Consider the following 22,850-nt stretch of genomic DNA (forward strand, 5'->3'; position numbering starts at 1 on the left):
CGTCCGCCGCTAGACTCCGAAGAGTCTCGCTCGACTTGCATGTATTAGGCACGCCGCCAGCGTTCGTCCTGAGCCAGGATCAAACTCTCCAAGAAAGTTGATTAGCTCATAAAAGTTACGTTGGCTCGTGTTCTTCATATTAATAGAAGAAACACGATTAATATTGTTTGTTTGCACGATTTTGTTTGTTTAGTTTTCAAAGAACAATTTCGTTTGTCAGAAGCGACATTTATTATTATATCTAAACGCTATTATTATGTCAACATAATAATTCGTTTTTTTGTTATCACTTTCAACTGATTAAGCCACCGCTAAAAGCAACTTTTATATCATAACACCTTCTGTTTACTTATACAACAAAAATTTTATCTTTTTTTAAAGGTCCTGTTATAACTGAATGTAGTTTCACTGTGTTTGAATAATAAGCGGAAAAATTCCGTTTAAATTGAGAAATACCCATATTTTCTTGAAAATAACGGAACTTTTTCCGCTTAAATGACCAAATCCTTGGATTTTGGTCTAATTTAGAGCCGATAAGCGGAATATCTCCGCTTATATCTGCTTCTTAAGCCACCTCTATATACAATAGCCGGAAATTCTCCGCCTATGAACTCTCATCTCATCCCTACACAAGAATCAACAATGAATAATAACAGAGGAATGAATAAATTCCAATGTGCATAATGATAAAAAAACTGATGGGAGTTGATGGCTTGGCCACTTTCATTCCAGAAAAACTATCTGTTGTATACCTAGATGATGTTACTGCTACGGAACCTGTGATGCCAAGATATTACACACTAACCCACTCTGATTTAACGGGTGAGCTATTTTTAGCCATTGGAAAGCAGTATGCCTGGGATAAAATCAATCCTTTGCGGATGAGGTATTAGGGGAATGGAAAACAAACGGAATTTCCTTATACTACTGTGTTTATCTATATATAGATCAAGGACAACTGAACGAAAATGTATCAGCCAAGCGCACGGAAATATTTAGGCGTGAGTTACCGCTTGCCTTAACAGCGATTCGATACGGCGATCGTTTCTTATTCGACGCAGCTCCTCATCTAGATCATGCTTCCATAATCGTGAATTTCATGTCGGTCTATCCTCAATTTGCTGGACAAGAGAATTGGGGGGATTTCCGCAGTTATTCCAATTAGTACGTATAGAGCCCCCTCTGAAACCCAATTAGATCAAAGGGGTGTTTGTTCAAGCTGACCATCGAATGCGGTGTCAGGCACCGGTACGAATATAAGAACCGCTTCATTGTTGAGAAGGCTCTCTAAGTTGATCGGTTAAGTCTTCTTTTAGATGAAACTTAAAATGGTTTATTGGGTTCGTATGAGGGCTGCTGATTTTCTGCCTGGTATTGTTGACTCTTTGCTAAACCTTCTTGTACATTTTCATCTAATGAAAATTCTGTATCACCTTTATTAAATTGATTGGCTTGATTTTGAGCTGCAATTACCTTTTGTTGTTCACCTTTGACTCCATTCGAAGTTCTTTCCTTATTCATTATTTTTCTCTCCTTTGTAAAGACATAATTTTATTGATATACCAAAGGCAAATTAATTATTCATTCATCAACAAAATTGAACAAACCTTCTCTTTATATGAAACGAATTAGCATTTATCAGCAAATTTCCCTATTAATCAAACGTTTGATTAAAACTGCTTCGCCCCTTGTTACATATGCCTTAATCCTGCATGCTCCAAAAATAAATTGTAGAAAAATAACAAAAAATATGTAGCTTACTAGCGAAACGTCAATATGTGACACTGTTTCGACTAAATAACAAAAAGGCTATACTAATCAAACGTTTGATTGAAACCGCCACAAGGATTGATGTATAAGAATCCCCCTAGGAAAGTTAGCACAAAAAATGTCGAGAGGAATGAAACCATTTCACAGGAAATAGCCCTCTATTCAACAAAATCAGCTGAGTTTCTCTTTAACTTACATAATTCTTGTAAATGCCCTCCTTTTCACTATTACACAAACGTTTAGTTAAAATTGACCTCAGCCCGCGTTATTCCTAGATTTCCTCCTCTAATTACCTGAGAAAACTGTCGATAAGTGTGATAGACACCTGAATTATGAGGAAATCTCATCCTTCTTTATAAGGATTAAGCCAAGAACTATAGATACTGATGGGATCCTCAGGCTTTCCAATTGATTGACTCAGTGACAGAAGTTGTAATGTAACTCCCCCAATTATTCAAGAAAAAGCCAATAAGATATTACTGCCAAATAAGTTTCTAAAAGAAATCCCCTTCACTAAAAGCGAAGAGGATTTCTTTTATACTATTATTTTACTTTGACTGTCGCAGCCTTACTAACATTCTTCGCCTTATCAGTTGCTGTCACGCTTAGCACTGTTTTCTTCTTTTGAGCTTTAATTTTCACTTTAAATTTCCCTCTGGAATCTGTTTTGGCTGTACCAATAACTTTTTTACCTACTTTAATGGTTATGGTTGAGTAGGCTTCAGCCGTTCCAGTTACCTCTTTTGTGGTACTTTTCACTGCTGTTTTGATTTTCGGTGCAGCTGGGGCGGTTTTATCAATAACAATCACACTCTTAGCTACACTTACATTTCCTGCTTTGTCTTTCGCTGTCACAACTACCTTTGTGCCTGCTTTTTGCACAGGAATTGTTACTTTGAAGTTCCCCTTAACATCCGCCTTAGCGATGTACTTTTTCGTTCCGATTGTAACCGTAACAATCGCTCCTGCTTCTGCTTTACCAGTAACTACTTTTGATAGAGTTGAAACAGTGTAAACCGTTGGAGTAACCGGTGCCGTTTTATCAATAACGGTGATACTCTTTGCGACACTTATATTACCAGCTGCATCCTTAGCAGTTACAACTAATTTTGTGCCAGCTTTTTGGGCTAGGATAATGACTTTGTAGTTTCCAATTGGATCAGCTTTAGCCGCATAAACCTTTGTGCCAATTTTGACTGATACAGTTGCTCCCGCCTCCGTCTTGCCGGTTACTTCCTTTGACTTATCTGAAACTGTATTTACAGTTAATACTGAAGGAGCTGTTTTGTCTATAACTTTAATTGTGGTTCCTTCACTTTCATTTCCAGCAGCATCTGTTGCGATGATCACTAATAGAGTGCCAGCCCTTTGAACTCGAATCGTCACTTTATATTTGCCATCTTCTCCTGCTGTTCCTGTTGCGATAACTGAACCATTTACCTTCACTTCGATTCTGGATCCTGCTTCTGCTTCACCAGTTATGGTTGTATCTTTATCGCTTACTAGACTTACTACTGGTTTTCCAGGGGCTGTTGCATCTTTTATCTCCACAGCCGTTGTTTCACTTACATTACCAGCCTTATCAGTAGCAGTTATCACCAATTCTATACCTGCTTTTTGGGCGGAAATCGTCACTTGATATTGACCATCTTCACCAGTAGTTCCAAAGCCAATTACTGAACCCTTTACCTTCACTTCGATTTTCGATTCGGCTTCCGCTTGACCTGTTACAATAGTATCTTTGTCGGTTACTTCATTTACCAATGGTTTTGCTGGTGCCGTTGCATCTGTTACCACAATAGTTGTAGCCTCACTCACGTTTCCTGCCGCATCACTAACATAGACATTAACCATCGTCCCTGCGGATTGTAGTGGAATCGTCATGGTAAAAGCCCCTGAGGAATCACTGGTAGTTCTGCCAATTTCACTCTGTCCCACCATCGCATATACCGTTGCATTAGGCTCTGCATTTCCTGTAATTTGAGTATCTACATCGCTTAACCCATTAACGACAGGTTGATCTGGGGGTGTCTGGTCCACATTCCCCGCTCCTTGGTCTGTACCTAATAACGTATAGGTCACATCTTGCCCCTTATCAGCAGGCTCCGCTAAACCCTCCGTAGGATTATAGGTAGTAACAATCGATCCCCCGCCACGTAAATTGGTTGATTTTCCAGTAAAAACCTTCTTCTGAAGGGAGTCAAAGAATGGATCCCCTTTAAATCCATATAAACCGGTCGATTCTTTTAAAAGGAGCGCTATTCTAAAATTGGTCATCAACTTTCCAAAAGTCATATCAGGACTGATATACTTTTTTGCGACATCTTCGATCGCCTTATAGTTGTTATCTTTATCTGTTAATATTTCTTTAAAAATTCGATCCCCTTGATTTGCCTGCTGTTTCACATATTGAACAAATAAGTAGGACAAAGAATAATTGGATAACGTATCCCCATAATCATCCCAATATAATAGAGAATGTCCATTTTGGACAGATGAAGATTGATTATAATAATCAACACGATCCTGTAGTCCTGAACCGGAATAAATTTGTTCAGCCGCCATTGACAAACCTTCATTTAGCCATGTATCCATATTGCTAGATCCCTCTAGTAATACATTCTCATTAAAGTTAACCATATGCTGGAACTCATGAGCCAATGTGTCATAGGCCTTTGTTACATCCTTCGTGAGGCTGCTTCCCATCGTTGGGTATGTATCGATATAAAATATTTCCGATTTATTGGAAATGGTTAGATTATATAGATCACCGGCCCAGAAATACCCCGCTACATAACCACCGCTTCCTGTAAATCCATCTTGGATATCATACGTCAAAATATTGACTTTCCCATCACCATCTACATCAGATGGGACTCCAAAATTATTAGTCACCGTGGAATAAATGCTATGGTCAAATTCTTCCCCCAATTTTTGGGCATCATAATCCGTGATTTGATTGTTGTTCACCCACACATTTGCTTTCGTCCCACGATAAGCTAATCTGGCACTGATTTGGTAGTCTGCATTCGTTTCTAAATTAGAAACCCAAAAATACTTAGAATCTCCTACATTGTATGACTTTTGAATGGATTTTGTACTCTTTTGTACCAGTTTCCCTTTATTACTTTGAATATCAAACGGTTTATTGACTTCTATCTCATATGTACCCGCCTTCGTACTTTTATCCATACTCTTCTTCATACTATTAAAGTTAAACGTTCCCGTTGGCTCTGTTGAATCCCCATTAGTAGATTCATTGCTAATGACTGCATATGCAGCATCTGATTCGGCACTGCCTGAATAAAAAGGATTCACCACTTTAAAAGTAGTAACTCCTGCATAATAAGCATCCCAGTAAGATCGTGAAACTCCTATTCTCATATAAATGTATGGTTGATTTGCATAATCACTTTTTGACAAATAGGAATTTAGATAAACGGCACTATATCCTGTGGTATTAAATTGACTAGAAAAATCATAATTTAGGGTATTTCCCTCTTCTTTAAAATATTCAATGGTTAAAATACTATCTTTTGTATAAGAACTTTGCGAACTATACAATAATCGAATCTTCATGTCATCAGAACTATATGGTGAAGTGGTTGAATCCATATAATAGATCGTTTGATAGTTGGAATAGCTATCCAATAATGAAGCAATATATCCTCCGCCTTCAGCTACTAACGGATAATTGGATGGATCACGATAATCGGCTTCTTTTTCATTGGCCTGCTTAGGCTCTTTTCCAACTGAAACCTTCGCATCCAAACTCTTCTCTAGTTGGGGCGAGACCACTTCTCCCCCTTGCGCATAACCTTTCCATGGTAAAACTAAAAGCTGTAATACAAGCAACAAAACTACTATCCTTCGCAAAATCCCCTGCCCCCTATTTATCTATCATTATAGGAATATACTACCAGATTATATCGTTTTGGTATATTACTTTTGAATCGCAAGAAATATTCTCTAGGTCTTCCCATAGATTTAAAGAAGGATAGATCCCCCACAGAAATATCCTAAGGGCGTCTAAAAAACTATAAAAGCCCTATTAATCTAAGTCCCCACTTATTTAAATCATTATGTGACAGTCCCCAATGTGGGTTAGTCCTGTCCTATCCATATATAATTAGTTCGAATTTATTATAGTAAGAAACCTTTTCTAGTTACTTTTTAGCCCCTTACACCTAATTTTTTTCGACTAGATTCCCAAATTCACCTACAAATTACCCGCATATTCCCCTAAATATGACAAATTTAGTAAAGTTATCAACACTATCCACAAAACAGCTAAAATGAACCGCTTTTGTGTTCGCCTTGTTTATTTATATATGTTAGCTTTTGTTTAGGTATTAATAAGGGGGTGAATGAGACAAATGGGGAAAAAGGTTGTTGTGAAACTTCATAGTTTACTAAGTAAGATGGACATTTCAATGCGAGAATTATCCCGTAGATCAGGTGTGAGATTAGCGGCACTTATTGAGTTGGCCAATCACCAGAGACAAAATATTAACTTTAAACATATAGAGCAAATCGCTGAAGCACTTGGAATAGACGATATTCGTGAAATCGTAGAAATAACAAATATTGATGAATAAACATTTTCTACACTAGAAAAGTCATGATGGCTTGAATATACGATTTTCCAATAGATAAATGAATCCATTATAAACTACAGATTGAATTATTTCTTAAAAAAAACAACAGATCATCCAACTTCTGAATGTCCCGCATCAGATAACATCTGGTTTAATGTAAAAAAGTGAAGAATATTCACAGGCTGCCTATAGTTGTAAATCTATTTTTGAAGGCGCCCTGTCAAACCAATTTAGGGAGTTGAAATCTTGTTTATTCAAAAAGAGTATATTATCAATCCGCATTTTATGTATATGGCTGGTCAGTATGATCGAAACGCTAAGCTTTGCACCATTGTTAAGGAACTGAATAGTACCCTTATCGTAGACAAATCACCTCTAGAAATTCTAAATGATAGTATTAGATGCATTGGCTTTGATTTACGGGGTGCCATGGAAACAGCCAAATTTCTTCTTGGTAATAAATATATGTGTCCGATCATGGTTAATCCCATACATAGAATTTGTGTTTTTCCTGATAAGTCATCAAAACATAACGATGCGATATGGTTTAATCCCATTCATATCACAAGAACACTCAACTCAAATCAACAAGCAATGGTAGAGTTTGCGAATGGACTAACAATAACAGTTCCTATGAAACTTTATTCTTTTAACCATAAACTGCAAACGGCCGACCAATTCAGGAAAATGATGCTTGGTTTAGAACAGAATCCCTTTTCCTTTAAGAAGGACCCTCGAAAAGGTGCATAATGTTCACCTATAGCTATTGAGATTGAGATACTATTAAGACTTAAATTGGAGACTGATATGAATGACGATGACGATAAATTTGAAGATATGTGATGATTGTGATTATTTATGCAGTCATTCAGCAACAAAATGCCAGATGTGCGGAAGTACTAATTTAGTAAATGGAACTTTTACACCAATAATAGTGCCTCAAAAAAGCGATAGGGACAAGTTTAATAAAATAATTAAGGAGTTTAATATTAAATATGAGGAATTAACCCGGTAAATTCAGTGAAAATCCCCTCCACATTGCGTGAAGGGGATTTTACTCTAAGAGTTTAGTTTTATCTTGCCATGATATTAGCTGGTTTTTCGCATGATTATGATTTAGAAATATCAATAAATCCTTCTCCAAACACATCTCGAACATCATGGATAGCGATGAAAGCAGTCGGATCTGTAGCTTGAACAATACGTTTCAGCTTTATTACTTCTTGCTTACTTATAACAATATAAAGAATTTCCTTTGGGGTTTTTGTGTAATAACCATGACCCGAGTATACAGTCACCCCTCTATCCATTGATGTTGTCACCTGTTTGGCAATATCATTCGGTTTATCAGAAATAATCGTAATGGCCTTCTTTGGATTTAAGCCTTCTATAACAAATTCCATCACTTTCGTTCCTACATAAAGCATAATAATGGTTAACATCAGCTTTTCTGCACCAATGATAAAATAAGATGAGAAGGCAACAATTAGATCAAAAAACAATAGGCCATAACTAATGCTCCATCCTAAATACTTTTGGGTAATCCTTGCCAAAATAGTCGTACCTGCTGTTGTTCCGCCCACTCGAATGATTAAACCAATTCCAACACCTACAAATACTCCGCCAAAAATTGCATTCACCATCAATTCATTAGAAGCAATACTCCAGCTTTCTGTTAGATGTAGAAAAAGCGAATTAAGGACTACAGCAATAATCGTATAAACCGTTGTGATCTTATTCAAAAATTTATAACCAACTATTAACAAAAAGGCGTTCAAAATGAAGCTGACTAAACCTGGGGACCACCCGAATAAATAGTAGGCAATAATTGTGATACCAGTTACTCCACCTTCCCCAAGCTCATTCGGAATAACAAATAAATTAACACCTAACGCAAAAAGAAATGCACCAATAATGATAAAAACAATGTCGGTGGTTGTATTTTTCAGATTTAAATTATCCATTTGCTCTGTACCTTTTCCCTCTCCCATTGTATCAAGTAAATTTGTAGTTTCTTATTTTCTCAAGAATCATTAATAAAGGCTCTGTTTCCCCCAAAAAAACAAGCGCATTTCCCTTTTTGAGAAATACGCCCTTTCAATTAGTCATTTAAACGACATCATAACACAGTCCCTTTTAAATAATCAACTAACACCAAGCATTTTGATACTACAAGGAGGAGAGTTTTTAGTTCTAATCCCATCTTTTCAACAGTCTTTGAATCTCTTATATACTAATATCTCTCTTCTGGAAAAATACGAAAGTCAGGATCATAAAAATCGCATAATACACAGCCAAGATCACCAGTGAAATCGGTAGGGTAATGTCCCCCAAAATCTTATCCTGCAACGCATAAATGGTTAAATCGAGATGCGGGAAAATTAAATATTTTGCCCACTCGTATTTTTCTGCAAGAAGCACAATTAATCCGCCCAAGGTGGAAGATATAAACAGGACAAAGATACCAATTCCCACCGCCAATGCCTGACTTTTAAATAAAGTGGAAAGCATAAAGGCAATGGCCGTTATAACCAACAAACTTGGAAGGTAGTAGGCAATCTTAAGGAAGAACTGTGGACCGACTTCTGCCACCTTCTGCCCATCTATTGCCATCTCAAAGATTTTCGCAGTAAAGTCCCCATTACCAAATATAATGGTACCAACAAGATATCCAGCAGTAATAAGTGTCGTTACAAGAATAAGCGAATAGATAATTAATGATAGATATTTGGACATAAGGATGGCCCATCTCTGATGCGGTCTGATTAACAGCTGCTTAATCGTTCCATCTGCAAATTCAGAGGACACACTGGCACTGCATACAATCACCGCCAGCAACGTCACCAATGTCGTCACGCCAAATACAACATTATTCATAAAATGCCAATTACTGACGGAATTTGGGTTAACGTTTTCATCCAGATATTTCTGCTTTTGTTCAATTTCATCAGTAATAAACTGTTTTTCTTCATCTTCTGCCGTTTTTGCATTCTGCTGCAACTCAGCAATCTCAGCCTTCATACCCGCTTGCCAATTCGGATCGGGTTCACCTGATACTTTATTGTAGATAATTCCCCCCACAATGACTGCGAGTACTACGATGATTGGATAAATCCAGCTCGATTTTCTTTGAAACAATTTCATAAGTTCATTACGAATTAAAGCAATCATTGCATGACACCTTCACTCTCTCTAACTTCTTTGTTTGTTATTTCTAAGAATCGGTCTTCCAGTGAAATAGCTACCCTGCTAATGCCATAGACATCGATATCCTTTGAGATTAACAGCTTATTAATGGTACTAATAGTAGCTTTTTCTATATGGACTGAGAATTGGTCGTCTGCAAGAATCTTGATATCGGTATCAGCTACTTCTTCTCTCAGCACATCTATTGCTTTTTTGCTGCTGCTTACCTCAAAAATGACTTCTGTCTTTTCGTCTTCTTCCATCGTTTCTTTCATGGAAGAAATATGGATTAGTTTACCCTTTTCAATAATGGCAAAACGATCACACATCAGTTGCATTTCAGCTAAAAGATGGGAGGATACCAGAACTGAAATTCCCTCGTTTGCAAGAGTGTGTAAGTAATCTCTAAATTCTCTAATTCCTTGAGGGTCTAATCCATTTGTAGGCTCATCGAGAATAAGCAGTGACGGGTTATGTAATAACGCTTGGGCCACTCCTAGCCTTTGTCTCATTCCAAGAGAATAGGTCTTAACCTTTTGGTTAATAGCATCTTCTAATTTTACTAACCTAGCAACTTCCATAATTCGCTCATCTGACACTTCTTTAATGGCCATATTTGCATAATACTTTAAATTCTTGTACCCACTCATATACTTGTAAAATTCAGGATTTTCAACAATCGCCCCAATTTCACTCATTGCATTTTTAAATTGTCCATCGAGGTTATGGCCATTTATACGAACTTCTCCATCTGTCCGTTTGATCAAGCTGACAATCATACGGATAATGGTTGTTTTACCCGCTCCATTTGGACCCAAAAGACCAAAGATTTCCCCTTTTTTTATACTGAAGCTAACATCATCTACTATCTTCTTCTTGCCTATTAGCTTCGTTAACGATCGTACTTCTAAAGAATTTACCCCCATACGTTCCTCCTCTTTCTTGTAAAAAGAAAATCTTCTTTATAGCCATTTTAAAAAATGGTCTAACATTAGTACGACACAAAAACCAAAAAGTTCCATATTTACATAAATTTAAATTTCTATTTTCCTTTCCTTAAAACCATGCTGGAAAACTAGCATGGTTTTTTTCTGAAACCCTTCGTCCATTTGAACAATCCTTCTCTATTTTTCAGCAAATTTCCTTATTAACCAAACGTTTGATTAAAACATCTTTATCACTTGGTACATATGTCTCGAAGCTGCTTAGGCCAAAAATAATTTGTAGAAAATTTACAAAAAATTAGTCGCTTCTTAGCAGAAAGTCAAGATACGACACCCTTTCGACGAAATAACAAAAAGGCTATACTAATCAAACGTTTAATTGAAACAGCTGCAAGTACTGAATGATACGAATTCCCCTGCATAGGAAGCAAGAAGATTGTCAAAACGCGTTTGAAAATTTCGCAGGAAATATTACACGATTTCACAAAATCTGATAGATTTTTCTAGATCCACCCGTGATTAAGGTAATAATAGATGTCATCAAGCGGTTGCGATGGAATGCACCTTCTTACACGATTCTATTAAACTCCCACAATTTCGATACTACACAAACGTTCGGTTAAAAGTGACCTCGTTGCGCACTATTACTGAATTTATCCCAACAAATGTCATCAAACCCTACCTCTTTTAAAAAGGGAACCTTACTGGGCATCTGAACTAGTCGTGCCTCTAAAAGGGGACGGTTCTCACGGTCTTAATGGGGTTAGTGCCAGAAGAACGGTCCCCATGGTACAAGAAGAAGAAGAAACAAAAAGCAATCAGCTTAATAAATAAATAGGAGTTGAGCCATCCATAAATTGAAAGACCAGAGTGATCCCTCAATACCCACAAATGGAAAAGTCCCTGCATGAAGCCTTCGCAGGGACTGTTTTTTTGCCTACTTATTAGGGTCTACTTCATTTGTTAAAAATCAATATGAAATGTCTTTATGATTTTAGGAACAACATTCTTGATGAATTCATTGGCCTGTAAATTATTGGGCGGGATATCTGCAACGGAATACGAAAAAACAATCTCACTTTTTTGAGTTAGTTTTACCTCCGTTCCAGCATTTAATGAATCCCAAATTTGTTTTTCGTACATATGGAAACTAAACAATAATTGTTTATCAGCAGAATTAAAATATACATTGATTTCAGACATCCAATTATGATTCTCCGAGTATTCGGCTCTTTCAAATATCAATCGACCCATCCATACTTTAGGGACTGAAAAATGATAGCCTTCAGAAACATAAAGGATAGTGGAATCAACCGGTTGTGAAATATTAATCCCATGACTCTTGAAAAATGCAGTGTTTAATACACTTTGAATATCCGAAAAAGAAAGATGATATTGAAGCGTCCCATCAGCGTAAGAGGCATATTCATAAGGGGGAAAGTAAATCATTAAGCCTTCCTTCATTAAATAAACCTGTTCTAAATCCTCGGAACTAATTTGTTTAAATGCTCCCATCACTTCAAGCGTATGCAAAACATCTTGTTTTAGGACGATTTCGCTAATGATTTGTTTGGTTTGTGGCGAACCATTAAACAATTCCTTTGGCTCCACAATCCTGCCCTTATCCAAGTCAACCAAGATCGGAATGCGTGCTGGCATCCCATGTGCAGCGCCACTAGGATAATAATATTGATCATACACAAAGCTGATAAGGTGGTCATTCTGATAAGTGATTTTGTATTTTGAATCAAACGATGACGGCGCACTTGGATCATAATTAGTCATTTCGCTTTCGGCAGCTGCGGTCGCTTTTTTCTTTAAGATATCATTAATTTTTGCTTGTGCGATTTTGTCTTTCATGCCATTGATTTGTGGATAAATAATGTTGATAATGGGGGTTTCTTTCACAATGGACTCATCGTGAATGGTAATCGTTAGATGGGTAGTTCCCGGTTGATTATTAGGTTTTACATCATCATTAGTATTTTTTCCCGGCTGAACAGAAGGTTTTTCTTCCTGGGTGTTTGGTTTTTCTGTTTCACCGGCAGTTTTGTCTGGTTCCTTTTCCTCCGTTACCTTCGGTTCTTCTGAAACAGTTCTTTTTTCCATACCGCTGCATCCTGCAGCAAAGAAAACAACCAATGCAACGGCCATGATCCACTTTAATTTCATCCTCTCACTCCCTTTATGGTCCATTACAAATCAATATAGCAAGGTTCCTATTCCCTAGATTATGAGAGTTTTTACTTTTCATGTTAAAGGGACGATGGATTTTATTTCTCTTCATGACCTTTAAAGAGGCTAGAATCCACCACAAGTACTGTTCCAATGGTCACCAAAAAAATAGCCCTCAAGACTGTTCAAAAAACAATCTTAGAGGGCATCCGGTATATTATATAAAAGGGGGGGTGAAAAAAGATTGTCTTTATAATAGCCTCTAGAAAACCTTTGTTCTTCTTAGCCCTTCGGCTTCCACCACCGGAATTACTTTTATTTAGGGATTTTTTTGTATATAATAGACATACAATAAAAAAAAGAAGTGCTGCTAACACTTCTCCATGCAACCTCTACCGTTAGGGTGATGGTTGTTAAAGTTGGTTATTTGAGCGAACCACCCTTTTGCTTACGGCGCAGGGTGGTTTTCTTGTTTTCTAGAACGGTTTTCCGAAAGAAATACGCACTAACTTCACGCAAAATTCCTTTTAGAATCTCTCGTAGAATTTCAAGAAAAGTTTCCAGGAAGTATCACCTCCTTCCTTAATAAAGGAAAAGATGATCAACAACCCGCCACCCTCACAATATTCAGCTGCAACTCCATTCTATCATTATCTAATAAAATAAAACCTTATCAACCTTCGACAAATATCGGGGAGTGACAGGCACCTGAATTTAAGAAAATTGAAGTTGACGAGAAAAAGTTTGACGCCATGTTAGAAAATGGAAAAACAATGGTATAATTAGCTCTTTTTTATTCCAAAACGGAATCATCATTGTGTGAGTTGTAGTCCGGCCCCACTTGCCAGGATTTAAATTCTAAATAATTGGCAAGAATGATGATATGCAATTTTGGAATTAAGTGATGGAAAATTATGGACAAAAAAACAATAAATTTATATAATATTACCAAATGTAATAAAGGAGTGATTAAATTGGTACCAGTGGCGGCACCTGTAATACAAGTTGAAAAACAAGGTCACTCAACGGAAAAGTCAGCGATGGAAATTAGAAAGAAACGTGGAGTTCGTACATTAGCAGGAAAGCGATTAGCTGAACTGAGTAAAGAAGGTAAATAAATACCTATGTATGAATTTATTATAGATTCTACTGATGCCACATTTGTGGACTTTAATCAAGCATCTATTGCTATTGATGCTTGTTTTCTTTTGGCTTACTTAGATAATGATGACCCAAGAGGAGTTAAAGTTTCTTTATTGTTAGATAAGTGGTCAAAAGAAAAAATAAATGAGTTGGTAATAACAAATAAAGTTGCTGCTGAGATAATACATAACCTTTTTAAGAATAAAATAAGAGATATAATTTATTTAATTCATAAAATGAACACGCAAAAGTACTCACCGACAAAAGAAGAATTGCAGATTATAGGAGACATAAACACTGCTCGAAATTTAATAAAATATGTCCCTAAATCTAAATTAGATGAATTGGTTAAATGTGGTGAACTCCATTACAATATCGGTACTATTTTAAAAGATTATAAGTTGTAAATCGGCACTTAGGAAAACCACTGCACCCTAAGAACTCCCCTCTTTTTCCTGCCCTTAAGACCATCGGACTGCCACATTTACTACATGTCCCATTTTTGCTAGAGACAGAAGAAGATGCTAGCTTTAATGTTTCTGGCTTAACACTACCAGCATTTAATACCAGAATATATTCTATTAATGTGTCTCTGTCCACCAAAATAACATTGCCTTTTTGAGCTAGTTCTTTAGCCGCTTTGGTAAAATAGCTATTAGAAACAACCCAAGCCTCATCTGCCTTGTAATAAGATTTGGCCCCCATAACTTCTTGAACTGCCTTTATGCCTACATCTTTCGAATAGCGCTTTGCTTGAACAACCATCTTTTTTCCGTCCTTATTAAGCAATAGATCTGCTCCATAATCACCGCTGGCATTCGTTACTTCTGCCTCAAAATAAATTCTTGTATGAAAACCTGATCACTCACAAATAATCCATCTAATTATTTTCTTGTGTCATATTCTATACGATATACCTACTGGTTAGGTAAAATCCCCATTGTACTTCTAAATTAAGGCACTCTTAAAGGTACCCGTAACACAAACTTCTATTAAAAAATAAGACTATATTCCTATTATATCTAATTAAATGAACATTCCTATAAAAAAATGGCAAAATTTAGAGCTAAAATCTAGATTCACTATAAATCCAGCATCTGGTGCTAGGCTTATACAAATACAATCATCTATAGACCATGATTGCACCATTCAACGTGAATATAGTTTACAAAATTGATAAATACAACAGTATTCCTTCCAATAATTTATATTGAATCCAATATCCAAAAACAGTAAAATATTTTCATGACTATTAACCTAGTTAATTTAGAGGAAACTCTCTACCAATATCGGAGGAAATATGAAAGAAAAAGGCAAAAAAAATAAATGGAAAATCGTAGGATTTAGCTTTTTGGGTATTCTTTTACTCGTTATTGCTGGCGTAGGATACGGATATTATCAATTACAGCCAAATAAACATTTTACATCCGTTCCCGTTGTAAATTCTGGGGCCAATGAACAGCAAGTAAATAAGAATGTAGAGATAAAAGAACCTGTTTTTAATTTGTTATTAATCGGTTCCGATGAAAGAAAAGGTCAAAAGATAGGGCATTCTGATTCAATGATGCTTGTTCATGTGGATTTAACGAAGCATGAATATGATGCAATAAGCATTCCACGTGATACCCGTGTCCATTTAGAGGGCTATGGATATACGAAAATTACGAGTGTCCAATATATTATGCAGGCAACAAAAGGGGCCAAAAAAGGGATAGAGGCTGCTGTCAACGCAGTTGGAGAATTAACCGGCGTTCCTATCAATTATTATGTAGAAACCAATTATGGCGGCTTTCAAGCGATGGTAGATGCCGTTGGTGGTATTGATATGAATGTCCCATTTGATGTTAAATTAACCCATCCTTGGTATAAGGAAAATAAAAATAAAGTAATAAGTGCAGGTACACATGCTTTAGATGGAAAAATGGTCGCAGAGGTTGTCCACGAACGCTATTCTCTAAAAAGCGGAGAGTATGGTCGTCAAAAACTCCAAGAGGAAGCCTTAAAGGGAATTGCTAAGAAAGCTCTTAGCCCAAGTAATATCAATAATCTGCCTTCACTCGTAAAATCCATTCCTAACTTTGTCATAGCAAGCAATATGTCAACTTCCGATATGTTAAGTCTGGGACTTGCAGCAAAGGACTTCGAACCAAATACACAATTGGAATATCATCAGATTCCTGGTGTTGGAAAAAGAATGTATGATGACATTTTAAAGGCAAATAACTATCAACTGGTAATTGACCAGGATAAAATCAAAGATTTGATAACCACTCACTTTTAAAATATGATTTAGCTATAAAGTTTAAAGCAAAGGAGAACTGTTTTCAGTTCTCTTTTGCTTTATTCTTCTATGAAGAAAGTAGTTGGATAAAAATCAAATTCACCATATACTTCATTGGCTGAAACATGGACAAAATGTTTAATACCAACATGCAGAGCAGCATCTAACACTTGATTTCCTAAAACATCGGTACTAACCAAGATACTTGGAGCAATAATCGACCAATCGAGATGACTTTCCGCTGCAAAATGAATCACATAACTCAATTTTCTCTTGTTCAAACAGCGAAATTATCCCCTCCCGCTCCGTAATTTCAACCTTAACAAAATGATAGTTTCGTCTCTCCTCCATACCACGATACTTCGTTAAATCAACTGCATAGGTTAATAAATCAAGATAATAAAGTGGTACCTTACTTCTATATCGTTCTACGAATCCTAACGTCTCGCTTGTTTAGCTGCTGCTTCTCGTTCCGGCCTATATGCATTTACAATAAAATGATATATTTTAAACCGAGTTTGATTCTCTGGATTTTGGTGCGTTGTAATAAGTACATCCTTTATTTCTTGAAACCCTTTTGTTACCTCCAACGCCTCAAAGTGTTTCTTTCCATTAAAATCCAGAAGGAAATCCCTAAGTATCTTTTCTCTTCTATTCAATACAGTCTGAAGATTCGTTGTTTTATTAAAAAGGATCGTAAATCCAAAAGGAATGTCCTCTTTCATATAAGCAATTAACTGCTTAAATTGATTTAAAAAGTTTCCCCATTCTTTGTTTTCTCCTATGGCTATAGGTTTGAACGTATGATTTGTTTGTGTATAAATAAAAAAATCTAATTCTCCTGCACTTTTCCGAGAAAATCCACCTGGTTGTTCTCTAGCAACAATAACTCCTTTATCAGATAAATTCCTTTGTAATATATGTGCAATGTCATCGCTTAATTGATTTTCTTTCGTCTCTAATAATCTCCTGGAATTTAATTCCTTTTGCTTAATCGCGGAATAAATTAATCTTACAATTAGTTCTTCTATATTTTCACTTAACTTCACTATGTAAATGGTTAATAATACGCTTTTGAAGATATCTTTCTCGAATATCATATGGCATTAATTCCATATATTCATCAAGATCAATATTGAAAGATTCTAACGATCTCGGGGAATTAAAATACATGTCTACGTATGAGTCAACATCTAAGAAGTCCCAGTCAGTAAATAAGAAAGATTGAAATGATTCTAGATCATCTATTTGATTAATGATGTAATTTACTTCATATTAATGAATGACCATGCTTGCGAAACATCATCTAATGATACATGTAAAATTGTTGATTGTTCTTTATACGACATCTAAATATATTTGAAACATCGGCACCATTTCTTTGTAGACAAAGGCTTCAATTTTATTTTCAGTCGGATTATGGTTTTTATGCATATCGGATGTAATGTTGTCTAAACTATCAATCTGCACTTTACCTGGCCTTAATGTATCGAGGTATGTTACTTTAGCAATTGCACCATCTCTATTTTGCTCAATAGATTTTATAATAACCCTTCTACCGCGATTTTTTTCATATCTTTTATTAATCGGGTTGAGAACATATTCGTGATCATTAACTAAAGAAACTTGGCGAACTCTATTACCATTATTATCTGTAATAGTTAAAACATAATTATTTTTTAACTGCTTTAATGTGATAGTGTCCATAGAAATCTCCTCCGTTACTACTGATTAGATGGGAGCATAATTTGCGAAGTGTTAACTCCATAAGCGTAAGCAGTTATGGTTCTTCAAGAGAACCCAGCCCCCCGTGTGTTATTGATAATATAAATTTGAGCCACTTTTATACGATTTGATCACATAAAATGAGCCACTCAATTTCCAATTCTATTAACCTCTCTTTTGATAGAAAATGACCAAACTTACTTCTTTATCAACTTAACCCAACCTTTACAGTTAATACAAGCAATAATTACTCCAATAGTATAACTGTACGTTGCACAAAAAAACCAAGGGACTTTCCCTCGGTTTGTAATTGTTCTCTAGATTATATCTATTTTTTTGTATTAGCATTTCCACTTATCCTTTTGGTGGATGTGGATCTTTACCATGGCTATCTCTTGATTGAATCTGACCATTCTTACCGTGTATAAATAACTCAGATCCCTGGTTAGCAGAAATTTCTCTCGCAATATTGATTGCCTGTTTTTTAGTCTGAGTTATCTGCGTGGCTCTTTGATTTCCAGCACCTTTTACTTGCCATCCTCCACTAGGGTGGGGTGTTACATGTTGATTTTTACTTGGCATACAACATTCCTCCTTCCTCAACTTTTCATCTGTTCGTTATTTATTATTAATCCAACTGTAGATTCATCGAATATAGATATTCAATTATTTGTCCCTCAGTGGTCATTTTCCACCCCTGTTCTTTATGAGAAAATTCACTTATAGCTCGTGATCCATATGAATTAAAAAACTCCTCAATAAAATAAATGATCTCGAGTTCTTCTTTACAAAAAATAGATTCTTCAAAAGGGCGTTTTGACTTTACAATCATCTTTGTATATCCGGAAGAAGTGTCTTCTTTTTCATTTATGGATATCAAATCCATCCCTGTTCCACAGCCCAAAACTGTATCATGTTCAACAGGAACTGGTCCAAATTCCTTATGCCAATATGGTGTACCACTCATTGAATGATTATATCTTTTAAACATAAGAAAGTCAGTGTACCACAATAGCTTCATTAATTTAGTTTTTAATACTCCATCCCGAGCAAAATATAAAATCATGTTAAATAGCTTTTCTGGTTTAAATATGGAATTTCCATTCTCAATCTTATTTTCATATTTGGAATACAGCAATCTTAGTATTTCGAATGTTGATTTTTCAATATTATCAGAGGTTAATACTTGTAGTTTTTTTTGAATTATATGTTGTTCTTGTTTAGTTAGTCCATCTTTATTTTCTTCAAAAAATCTTAGTATTAGATTTGGACTTTTTTTTAACATCTTTAGAATTCCAAGTTGCGTACCGTCAGGCATAGATGCCCCAGATTCATATCTTTTAATAGTTGCTTCGCCCATTTTTAGAACCTTAGCAAATTGGGATTGTGTTAATCCTGTGGCCTTTCTAATTTTTTTTATTTCTTCAAACGTAAAGGAATGCTTATTCTGATATAGTTGGCTTAATTGTTGTAAAGTTTCATTTGCTGTCTCTTCATCATAAACATCATCATGACAGACGGAGCACTCCATATATCTTTCTACAATTTCAAAGGGTTCTTTTCTGAAAGTATAATTAGCATTCCGTTCCAAAATAACAACATCACGTTCACAACCACAAGTTTCACAGTAACGCTTTTGGCTCATATTTCTCACTCCATTTATAGATTGAATGGGGAGATTAAATCTCCCCCATTCCTACTGTTCATCTTCATGGAAGGATAAACAAACACACCCACGCTTCTTCCACACTATATAAACCTAGATCGGCTAATTGTTGAATGTAGGAAACACCTTTCCTGTTCCGTTTAACAAAATACCGTTTACCATTACGGACCAATGCATGCATTGTTTTAATAAACTGCTCTGAATTATCAACATACATTGCTGCATCCCTCATTTGTTATCATTTACATAAAAGTATCAAATGATACCATATATAAATAATAAAACAAAAACAAAAAAGTATCAAGTGATACCTTTTTGCTTAATATTTTCTATAGGCTCCTTTCATCTTTGATGCTTTAGGAGTTTTACAAGAGTAAATTAATAAATTTATATCCAATTCCCGCATATGTTCTTACTAAGAAATGATTCGAATCCAGCAAAATTAGTTTAATTTCCAAATATTAACCTCTATCCTTTATATATATAAATGTAAAGGCAAAGGAAATGCAGAAAAAATATTTTCTACTTTTAGTCTTACTTTATGTTATGATATACCCTTTTCTTAACAAATATCTATGGGTGAATCTCTCACCTTACAGGCACAACAAAAAGGCTGCCGACTTGTCGACAGCCTTAACCCTCCTTACCTTTCTATCTATTCCCACCACCATCTTACATACCAGCCAATAGTTTGAGCAATCCCATCTTCAAAACTATATGCAGGCTTCCACTCTAGCTTCTCTATCTTCGCAGGATCAATAGCATACGTTTATTATGCCCCAACCGATCCGTCACAAATTCAATTAAATCCTCGACCTCTCTAAGGTACGAATGATCGTTTTTACCACTTCCAAATTCGAGGGGGTTTGTCTGCAATAACCTGTGGTTTGACCTTAACGCATTAAATTTTAGCTTAGAGGGTCCGACCCCCACATTCCTAAAAAATCCTCTAAGGAAGATGTCCCTTAGAGGATTTTTTCATGTTTTACTTATTAGATTTATCATGCGGAACGGTTACAGTTACTGTTTTGGTTGCAATATTCCCAGCCTTGTCTGTGGCGGTATAAGTAATCGTATAAACGCGTCCGTTGCCATTTCCTAAGCGTTCTGCCCGAAGATCAAAAGAGTCCTTTGAATCTTTAATAGGAACTTGGTAATTGGCATTCTGAATATCATCTGGTTGGAGAGATTCATTACTTGTAATAGATGTTAGTACCAATGATTCTAAACCAGAAACGAAGTCATCTGATGTAATGGCAGCATTGATGGTAACCATTTTGTGATTTGGGGACCATAGAACCGTCTTATCCAGGGTTACATCTAAAGTTGGATCTGTTTTATCAATATTAATTTCTAGGGACTTCGGTTGTTCCATGTTTCCTGCTAAATCACTGCTTCGATATAACAACGTATTCTTACCTTCTGCAGAAATAGTAATTTCTCCGTTGTGGGTGTTCCATGTCTTCCCATTATCTAGACTATACTGGGTATCTGTTACTTTAGATAGGTTGTCATTAGCTGCAAGAGTTACATGAACATCTGCATTGAAGAAATTTTTTCTGCTTTCACTTTCTCTAATGGAAGCAGTTGTTTCCGGAGCCGTAGTGTCTAGTTTCAAATCAAGCGTTTGAACTTCCTCTGCATTACCGGCTTTGTCCTTACTTTGATAATTAATTTTATATTCTCCATCATTGGATAATCCAAATGTACCATTATATTCATTCCAGGCACCTTCACTATTAATCTTGTATTCTGTGCTAGAAACTCCTGAGCCGTTAGGATTATCTTCAGCCTTTAACGAAATCGAAACTGGCGTATTATACCAGCCATTATTCCCATTAGGAGTTGCAGGATCAACGGAAATCGATGTCGATGGGGCTGTTGCATCTTCCTCACTGTAGGATACGGCAACTCTTGAACTTTCCAATTTCCCTGTACCTGTCACTGAAACATAGATCGTTCCACCATTGCTGCCTAATTGGTTAATAGTAACGGTAGCGGAGGTTGAACCTGCTGTAACTGGCTGAGATTGACCTAGCTGTGTTCCATTGGTTTCTGAATTATATACCTTAACCACATCACCTTCAGATAGCCCGTTTACTGTTACGGTATCAGGGATACTTGAAGGATTATTGGACACTGTAACATTGCTGACATGTGGAGCAGAAGATGGCTGCTGATCTATGAACTTCATCACAGTAGCTTTCCCGCCATTTGCCCTATCCTGATAAGCAACTAATGTAGCACCATTATTGTCAAATCCAATGGAGGGATAATATATTTGATCATTAGAAAAGTTTGAAGTGCCTACCGTTTGCCAAGTTCCATTTGAAAATTTCTTAACCGAAGCTTTATATCCATTGGTCCCTTCCCCATAGGCAACATAAGGAATTCCTTGTTGATTGAAAGCAATCGAAATACCTGATATTCTACCATTGGATAGAGGCGTTCCTACCAGTTCCCAACTACCATCCGTGTATTTCTTCACTGTAGCTTTGTACCCGTTATCAATATCTCCATAAGCTAGGTAAGGAGTCCCTTGTTGATCCAATACGAAAGAGAACCAATCTGTTTCACCAGTTGGATCAGTTGAACCCACCACTTCCCATTTCTGACCGGTATACTTCATAACCGTGAGTTTATCTCCGTTTGTATAATCCTGATAGGCGACATATGGAGTTCCTTCTGGATCCAATAAAATGGTGGCATTCCTTGCTGAGCCTGGTGTAAAGCCAGGTGTTCCTACTACTTGCCACCCCCCATCGGTGGTATACTTCATCACAGTGACTTTCTCACTTTCGGCATAATCCCGATAAGCGATATAAGGGGTCCCATTTGCATTAATCGCGAGGGAAGTAGAGTTCACCCATCCAGTGGCGGGTTTTCCTACCTCTTGCCACCCCTCACTGGTATACTTCATCACAGTAGCGTTATAATTGTTTGCTCCATCTTGATAAGAAACATAAGGAGTCCCTGCTGGATCCAGTGCAAAGGATACAAAACTTGCAGACCCTTTGGAGAAGCCTGGATTCCCTACTGCTTGCCACGCTTGGTTTGTGTATTTCATAAGCGTAGGTTTGTAGTCATTTCCTCCATCCTGATAACCTACATAAAGCGTACCTTCTCCATCCATCAAAAGTTTGGTATTGTTAACTGATCCAGCAGAGAAACCAGGAGTTCCTACTGTCTGCCAATTTGCAGATACCGTTTCTGCCTGGACTACTTGAATGAACCCGATACTGCCTGGAATTAATGTGAAGGTACACATACCCGCAACAATTACCTTCGAAATACTTTTTTTAAATCTTTTCAATTATTCCACCCCAACCCTATTTGAGATTCTCACTTACAACAACTTCATC

General features: G+C 36.4%; 19 protein-coding genes, 1 rRNA gene and 2 pseudogenes. 6 read left to right on the plus strand and 16 right to left on the minus strand.

All coding sequences use genetic code 11. From position 1 onward, the window contains the following. Positions 1-95: ribosomal RNA gene (locus tag M3610_RS24730) — 16S ribosomal RNA — on the minus strand; the annotation flags it as partial. Positions 96-782: 687 nt separating this feature from the next. On the opposite strand from M3610_RS24730, the pseudogene M3610_RS24735 reads away from it, so the two are divergent. Then, positions 783-1,165, plus strand: a pseudogene (locus M3610_RS24735) (staygreen family protein). A 158-nt stretch (positions 1,166-1,323) separates the two neighbouring features. Here the strand turns inward: M3610_RS24735 and M3610_RS24740 are convergent. Then, positions 1,324-1,521: a hypothetical protein gene (locus M3610_RS24740; protein WP_251463243.1), complete on the minus strand. Its 198-nt coding sequence runs from the start codon at positions 1,519-1,521 to the stop codon at positions 1,324-1,326. A gap of 792 nt (positions 1,522-2,313) precedes the next feature. After that, a complete protein-coding gene (locus tag M3610_RS24745) occupies positions 2,314-5,646 on the minus strand; it encodes an Ig-like domain-containing protein (RefSeq protein ID WP_251463244.1) in 3,333 nt (1,110 codons plus the stop codon). Positions 5,647-6,146: 500 nt separating this feature from the next. On the opposite strand from M3610_RS24745, the gene M3610_RS24750 reads away from it, so the two are divergent. Beyond that, positions 6,147-6,368 carry a helix-turn-helix domain-containing protein gene (locus M3610_RS24750; RefSeq protein WP_251463281.1) on the plus strand — a complete coding sequence of 74 codons (222 nt, stop codon included), beginning with the start codon at positions 6,147-6,149 and terminating at the stop codon, positions 6,366-6,368. 246 nt (positions 6,369-6,614) lie between these two features. Beyond that, entirely contained in the window at positions 6,615-7,118 is a 504-nt protein-coding gene (locus tag M3610_RS24755) for a competence protein ComK (protein ID WP_251463245.1), read from the plus strand. Between the two features lie 359 nt (positions 7,119-7,477). Here M3610_RS24755 and M3610_RS24760 read toward each other — a convergent pair whose 3' ends face one another. The 4 genes from M3610_RS24760 to M3610_RS24775 all read right to left on the minus strand — a co-directional run bounded on the left by M3610_RS24760 (position 7,478) and on the right by M3610_RS24775 (position 12,670). After that, on the minus strand, positions 7,478-8,317 hold the full coding sequence (locus tag M3610_RS24760) for a YitT family protein (RefSeq protein WP_251463282.1): 840 nt from the start codon (positions 8,315-8,317) through the stop codon (positions 7,478-7,480). Positions 8,318-8,594: 277 nt separating this feature from the next. Then, positions 8,595-9,539, minus strand: coding sequence for an ABC transporter permease (locus M3610_RS24765; protein WP_251463246.1), 945 nt, complete (start codon positions 9,537-9,539; stop codon positions 8,595-8,597). Continuing rightward, positions 9,536-10,480 carry an ABC transporter ATP-binding protein gene (locus tag M3610_RS24770; protein ID WP_251463247.1) on the minus strand — a complete coding sequence of 315 codons (945 nt, stop codon included), beginning with the start codon at positions 10,478-10,480 and terminating at the stop codon, positions 9,536-9,538. Before M3610_RS24770 ends, M3610_RS24765 begins: the two co-directional genes overlap by 4 nt. Positions 10,481-11,461: 981 nt before the next feature. Next, on the minus strand, positions 11,462-12,670 hold the full coding sequence (locus M3610_RS24775; RefSeq protein WP_251463248.1) for a DUF3298 and DUF4163 domain-containing protein: 1,209 nt from the start codon (positions 12,668-12,670) through the stop codon (positions 11,462-11,464). A 977-nt stretch (positions 12,671-13,647) separates the two neighbouring features. Here M3610_RS24775 and M3610_RS24780 point away from each other — a divergent pair. Further along, entirely contained in the window at positions 13,648-13,791 is a 144-nt protein-coding gene (locus tag M3610_RS24780; protein ID WP_251463249.1) for a hypothetical protein, read from the plus strand. Between the two features lie 6 nt (positions 13,792-13,797). After that, a complete protein-coding gene (locus tag M3610_RS24785) occupies positions 13,798-14,223 on the plus strand; it encodes a hypothetical protein (RefSeq protein WP_251463250.1) in 426 nt (141 codons plus the stop codon). Here the strand turns inward: M3610_RS24785 and M3610_RS28365 are convergent. Continuing rightward, complete coding sequence (locus M3610_RS28365) at positions 14,198-14,605, minus strand: restriction endonuclease (RefSeq protein ID WP_251463251.1); 408 nt, start codon at positions 14,603-14,605, stop codon at positions 14,198-14,200. The two genes, M3610_RS24785 and M3610_RS28365, sit on opposite strands and share 26 nt — an antisense overlap. 511 nt (positions 14,606-15,116) lie before the next feature. Here M3610_RS28365 and M3610_RS24795 point away from each other — a divergent pair. Then, positions 15,117-16,097 carry an LCP family protein gene (locus M3610_RS24795; RefSeq protein WP_251463252.1) on the plus strand — a complete coding sequence of 327 codons (981 nt, stop codon included), beginning with the start codon at positions 15,117-15,119 and terminating at the stop codon, positions 16,095-16,097. 59 nt (positions 16,098-16,156) lie between these two features. Here M3610_RS24795 and M3610_RS28370 read toward each other — a convergent pair whose 3' ends face one another. The 8 genes and pseudogenes from M3610_RS28370 to M3610_RS24835 form a co-directional block, all read right to left on the minus strand. Further along, positions 16,157-16,378: a GDP-mannose 4,6-dehydratase gene (locus M3610_RS28370; protein WP_311315855.1), complete on the minus strand. Its 222-nt coding sequence runs from the start codon at positions 16,376-16,378 to the stop codon at positions 16,157-16,159. A 156-nt stretch (positions 16,379-16,534) separates the two neighbouring features. Continuing rightward, positions 16,535-17,197: a hypothetical protein gene (locus tag M3610_RS24805; RefSeq protein WP_251463253.1), complete on the minus strand. Its 663-nt coding sequence runs from the start codon at positions 17,195-17,197 to the stop codon at positions 16,535-16,537. A gap of 238 nt (positions 17,198-17,435) precedes the next feature. Continuing rightward, entirely contained in the window at positions 17,436-17,804 is a 369-nt protein-coding gene (locus M3610_RS24810) for a hypothetical protein (protein ID WP_251463254.1), read from the minus strand. 372 nt (positions 17,805-18,176) lie between these two features. After that, on the minus strand, positions 18,177-18,404 hold the full coding sequence (locus M3610_RS24815; RefSeq protein WP_251463255.1) for a DUF2188 domain-containing protein: 228 nt from the start codon (positions 18,402-18,404) through the stop codon (positions 18,177-18,179). A gap of 46 nt (positions 18,405-18,450) precedes the next feature. Continuing rightward, positions 18,451-19,467: a type II TA system antitoxin MqsA family protein gene (locus M3610_RS24820; RefSeq protein WP_251463256.1), complete on the minus strand. Its 1,017-nt coding sequence runs from the start codon at positions 19,465-19,467 to the stop codon at positions 18,451-18,453. Positions 19,468-19,531: 64 nt separating this feature from the next. Further along, positions 19,532-19,705 carry a hypothetical protein gene (locus tag M3610_RS24825; protein ID WP_251463257.1) on the minus strand — a complete coding sequence of 58 codons (174 nt, stop codon included), beginning with the start codon at positions 19,703-19,705 and terminating at the stop codon, positions 19,532-19,534. A gap of 438 nt (positions 19,706-20,143) precedes the next feature. Beyond that, positions 20,144-20,348 (minus strand): annotated as a pseudogene (locus tag M3610_RS24830) (dTDP-glucose 4,6-dehydratase); the annotation flags it as partial. A gap of 125 nt (positions 20,349-20,473) precedes the next feature. Continuing rightward, positions 20,474-22,801, minus strand: coding sequence for an OmpL47-type beta-barrel domain-containing protein (locus M3610_RS24835; RefSeq protein ID WP_251463258.1), 2,328 nt, complete (start codon positions 22,799-22,801; stop codon positions 20,474-20,476). Positions 22,802-22,850: the final 49 nt, after the last annotated feature.

Source organism: Neobacillus sp. MER 74, from assembly GCF_023714155.1.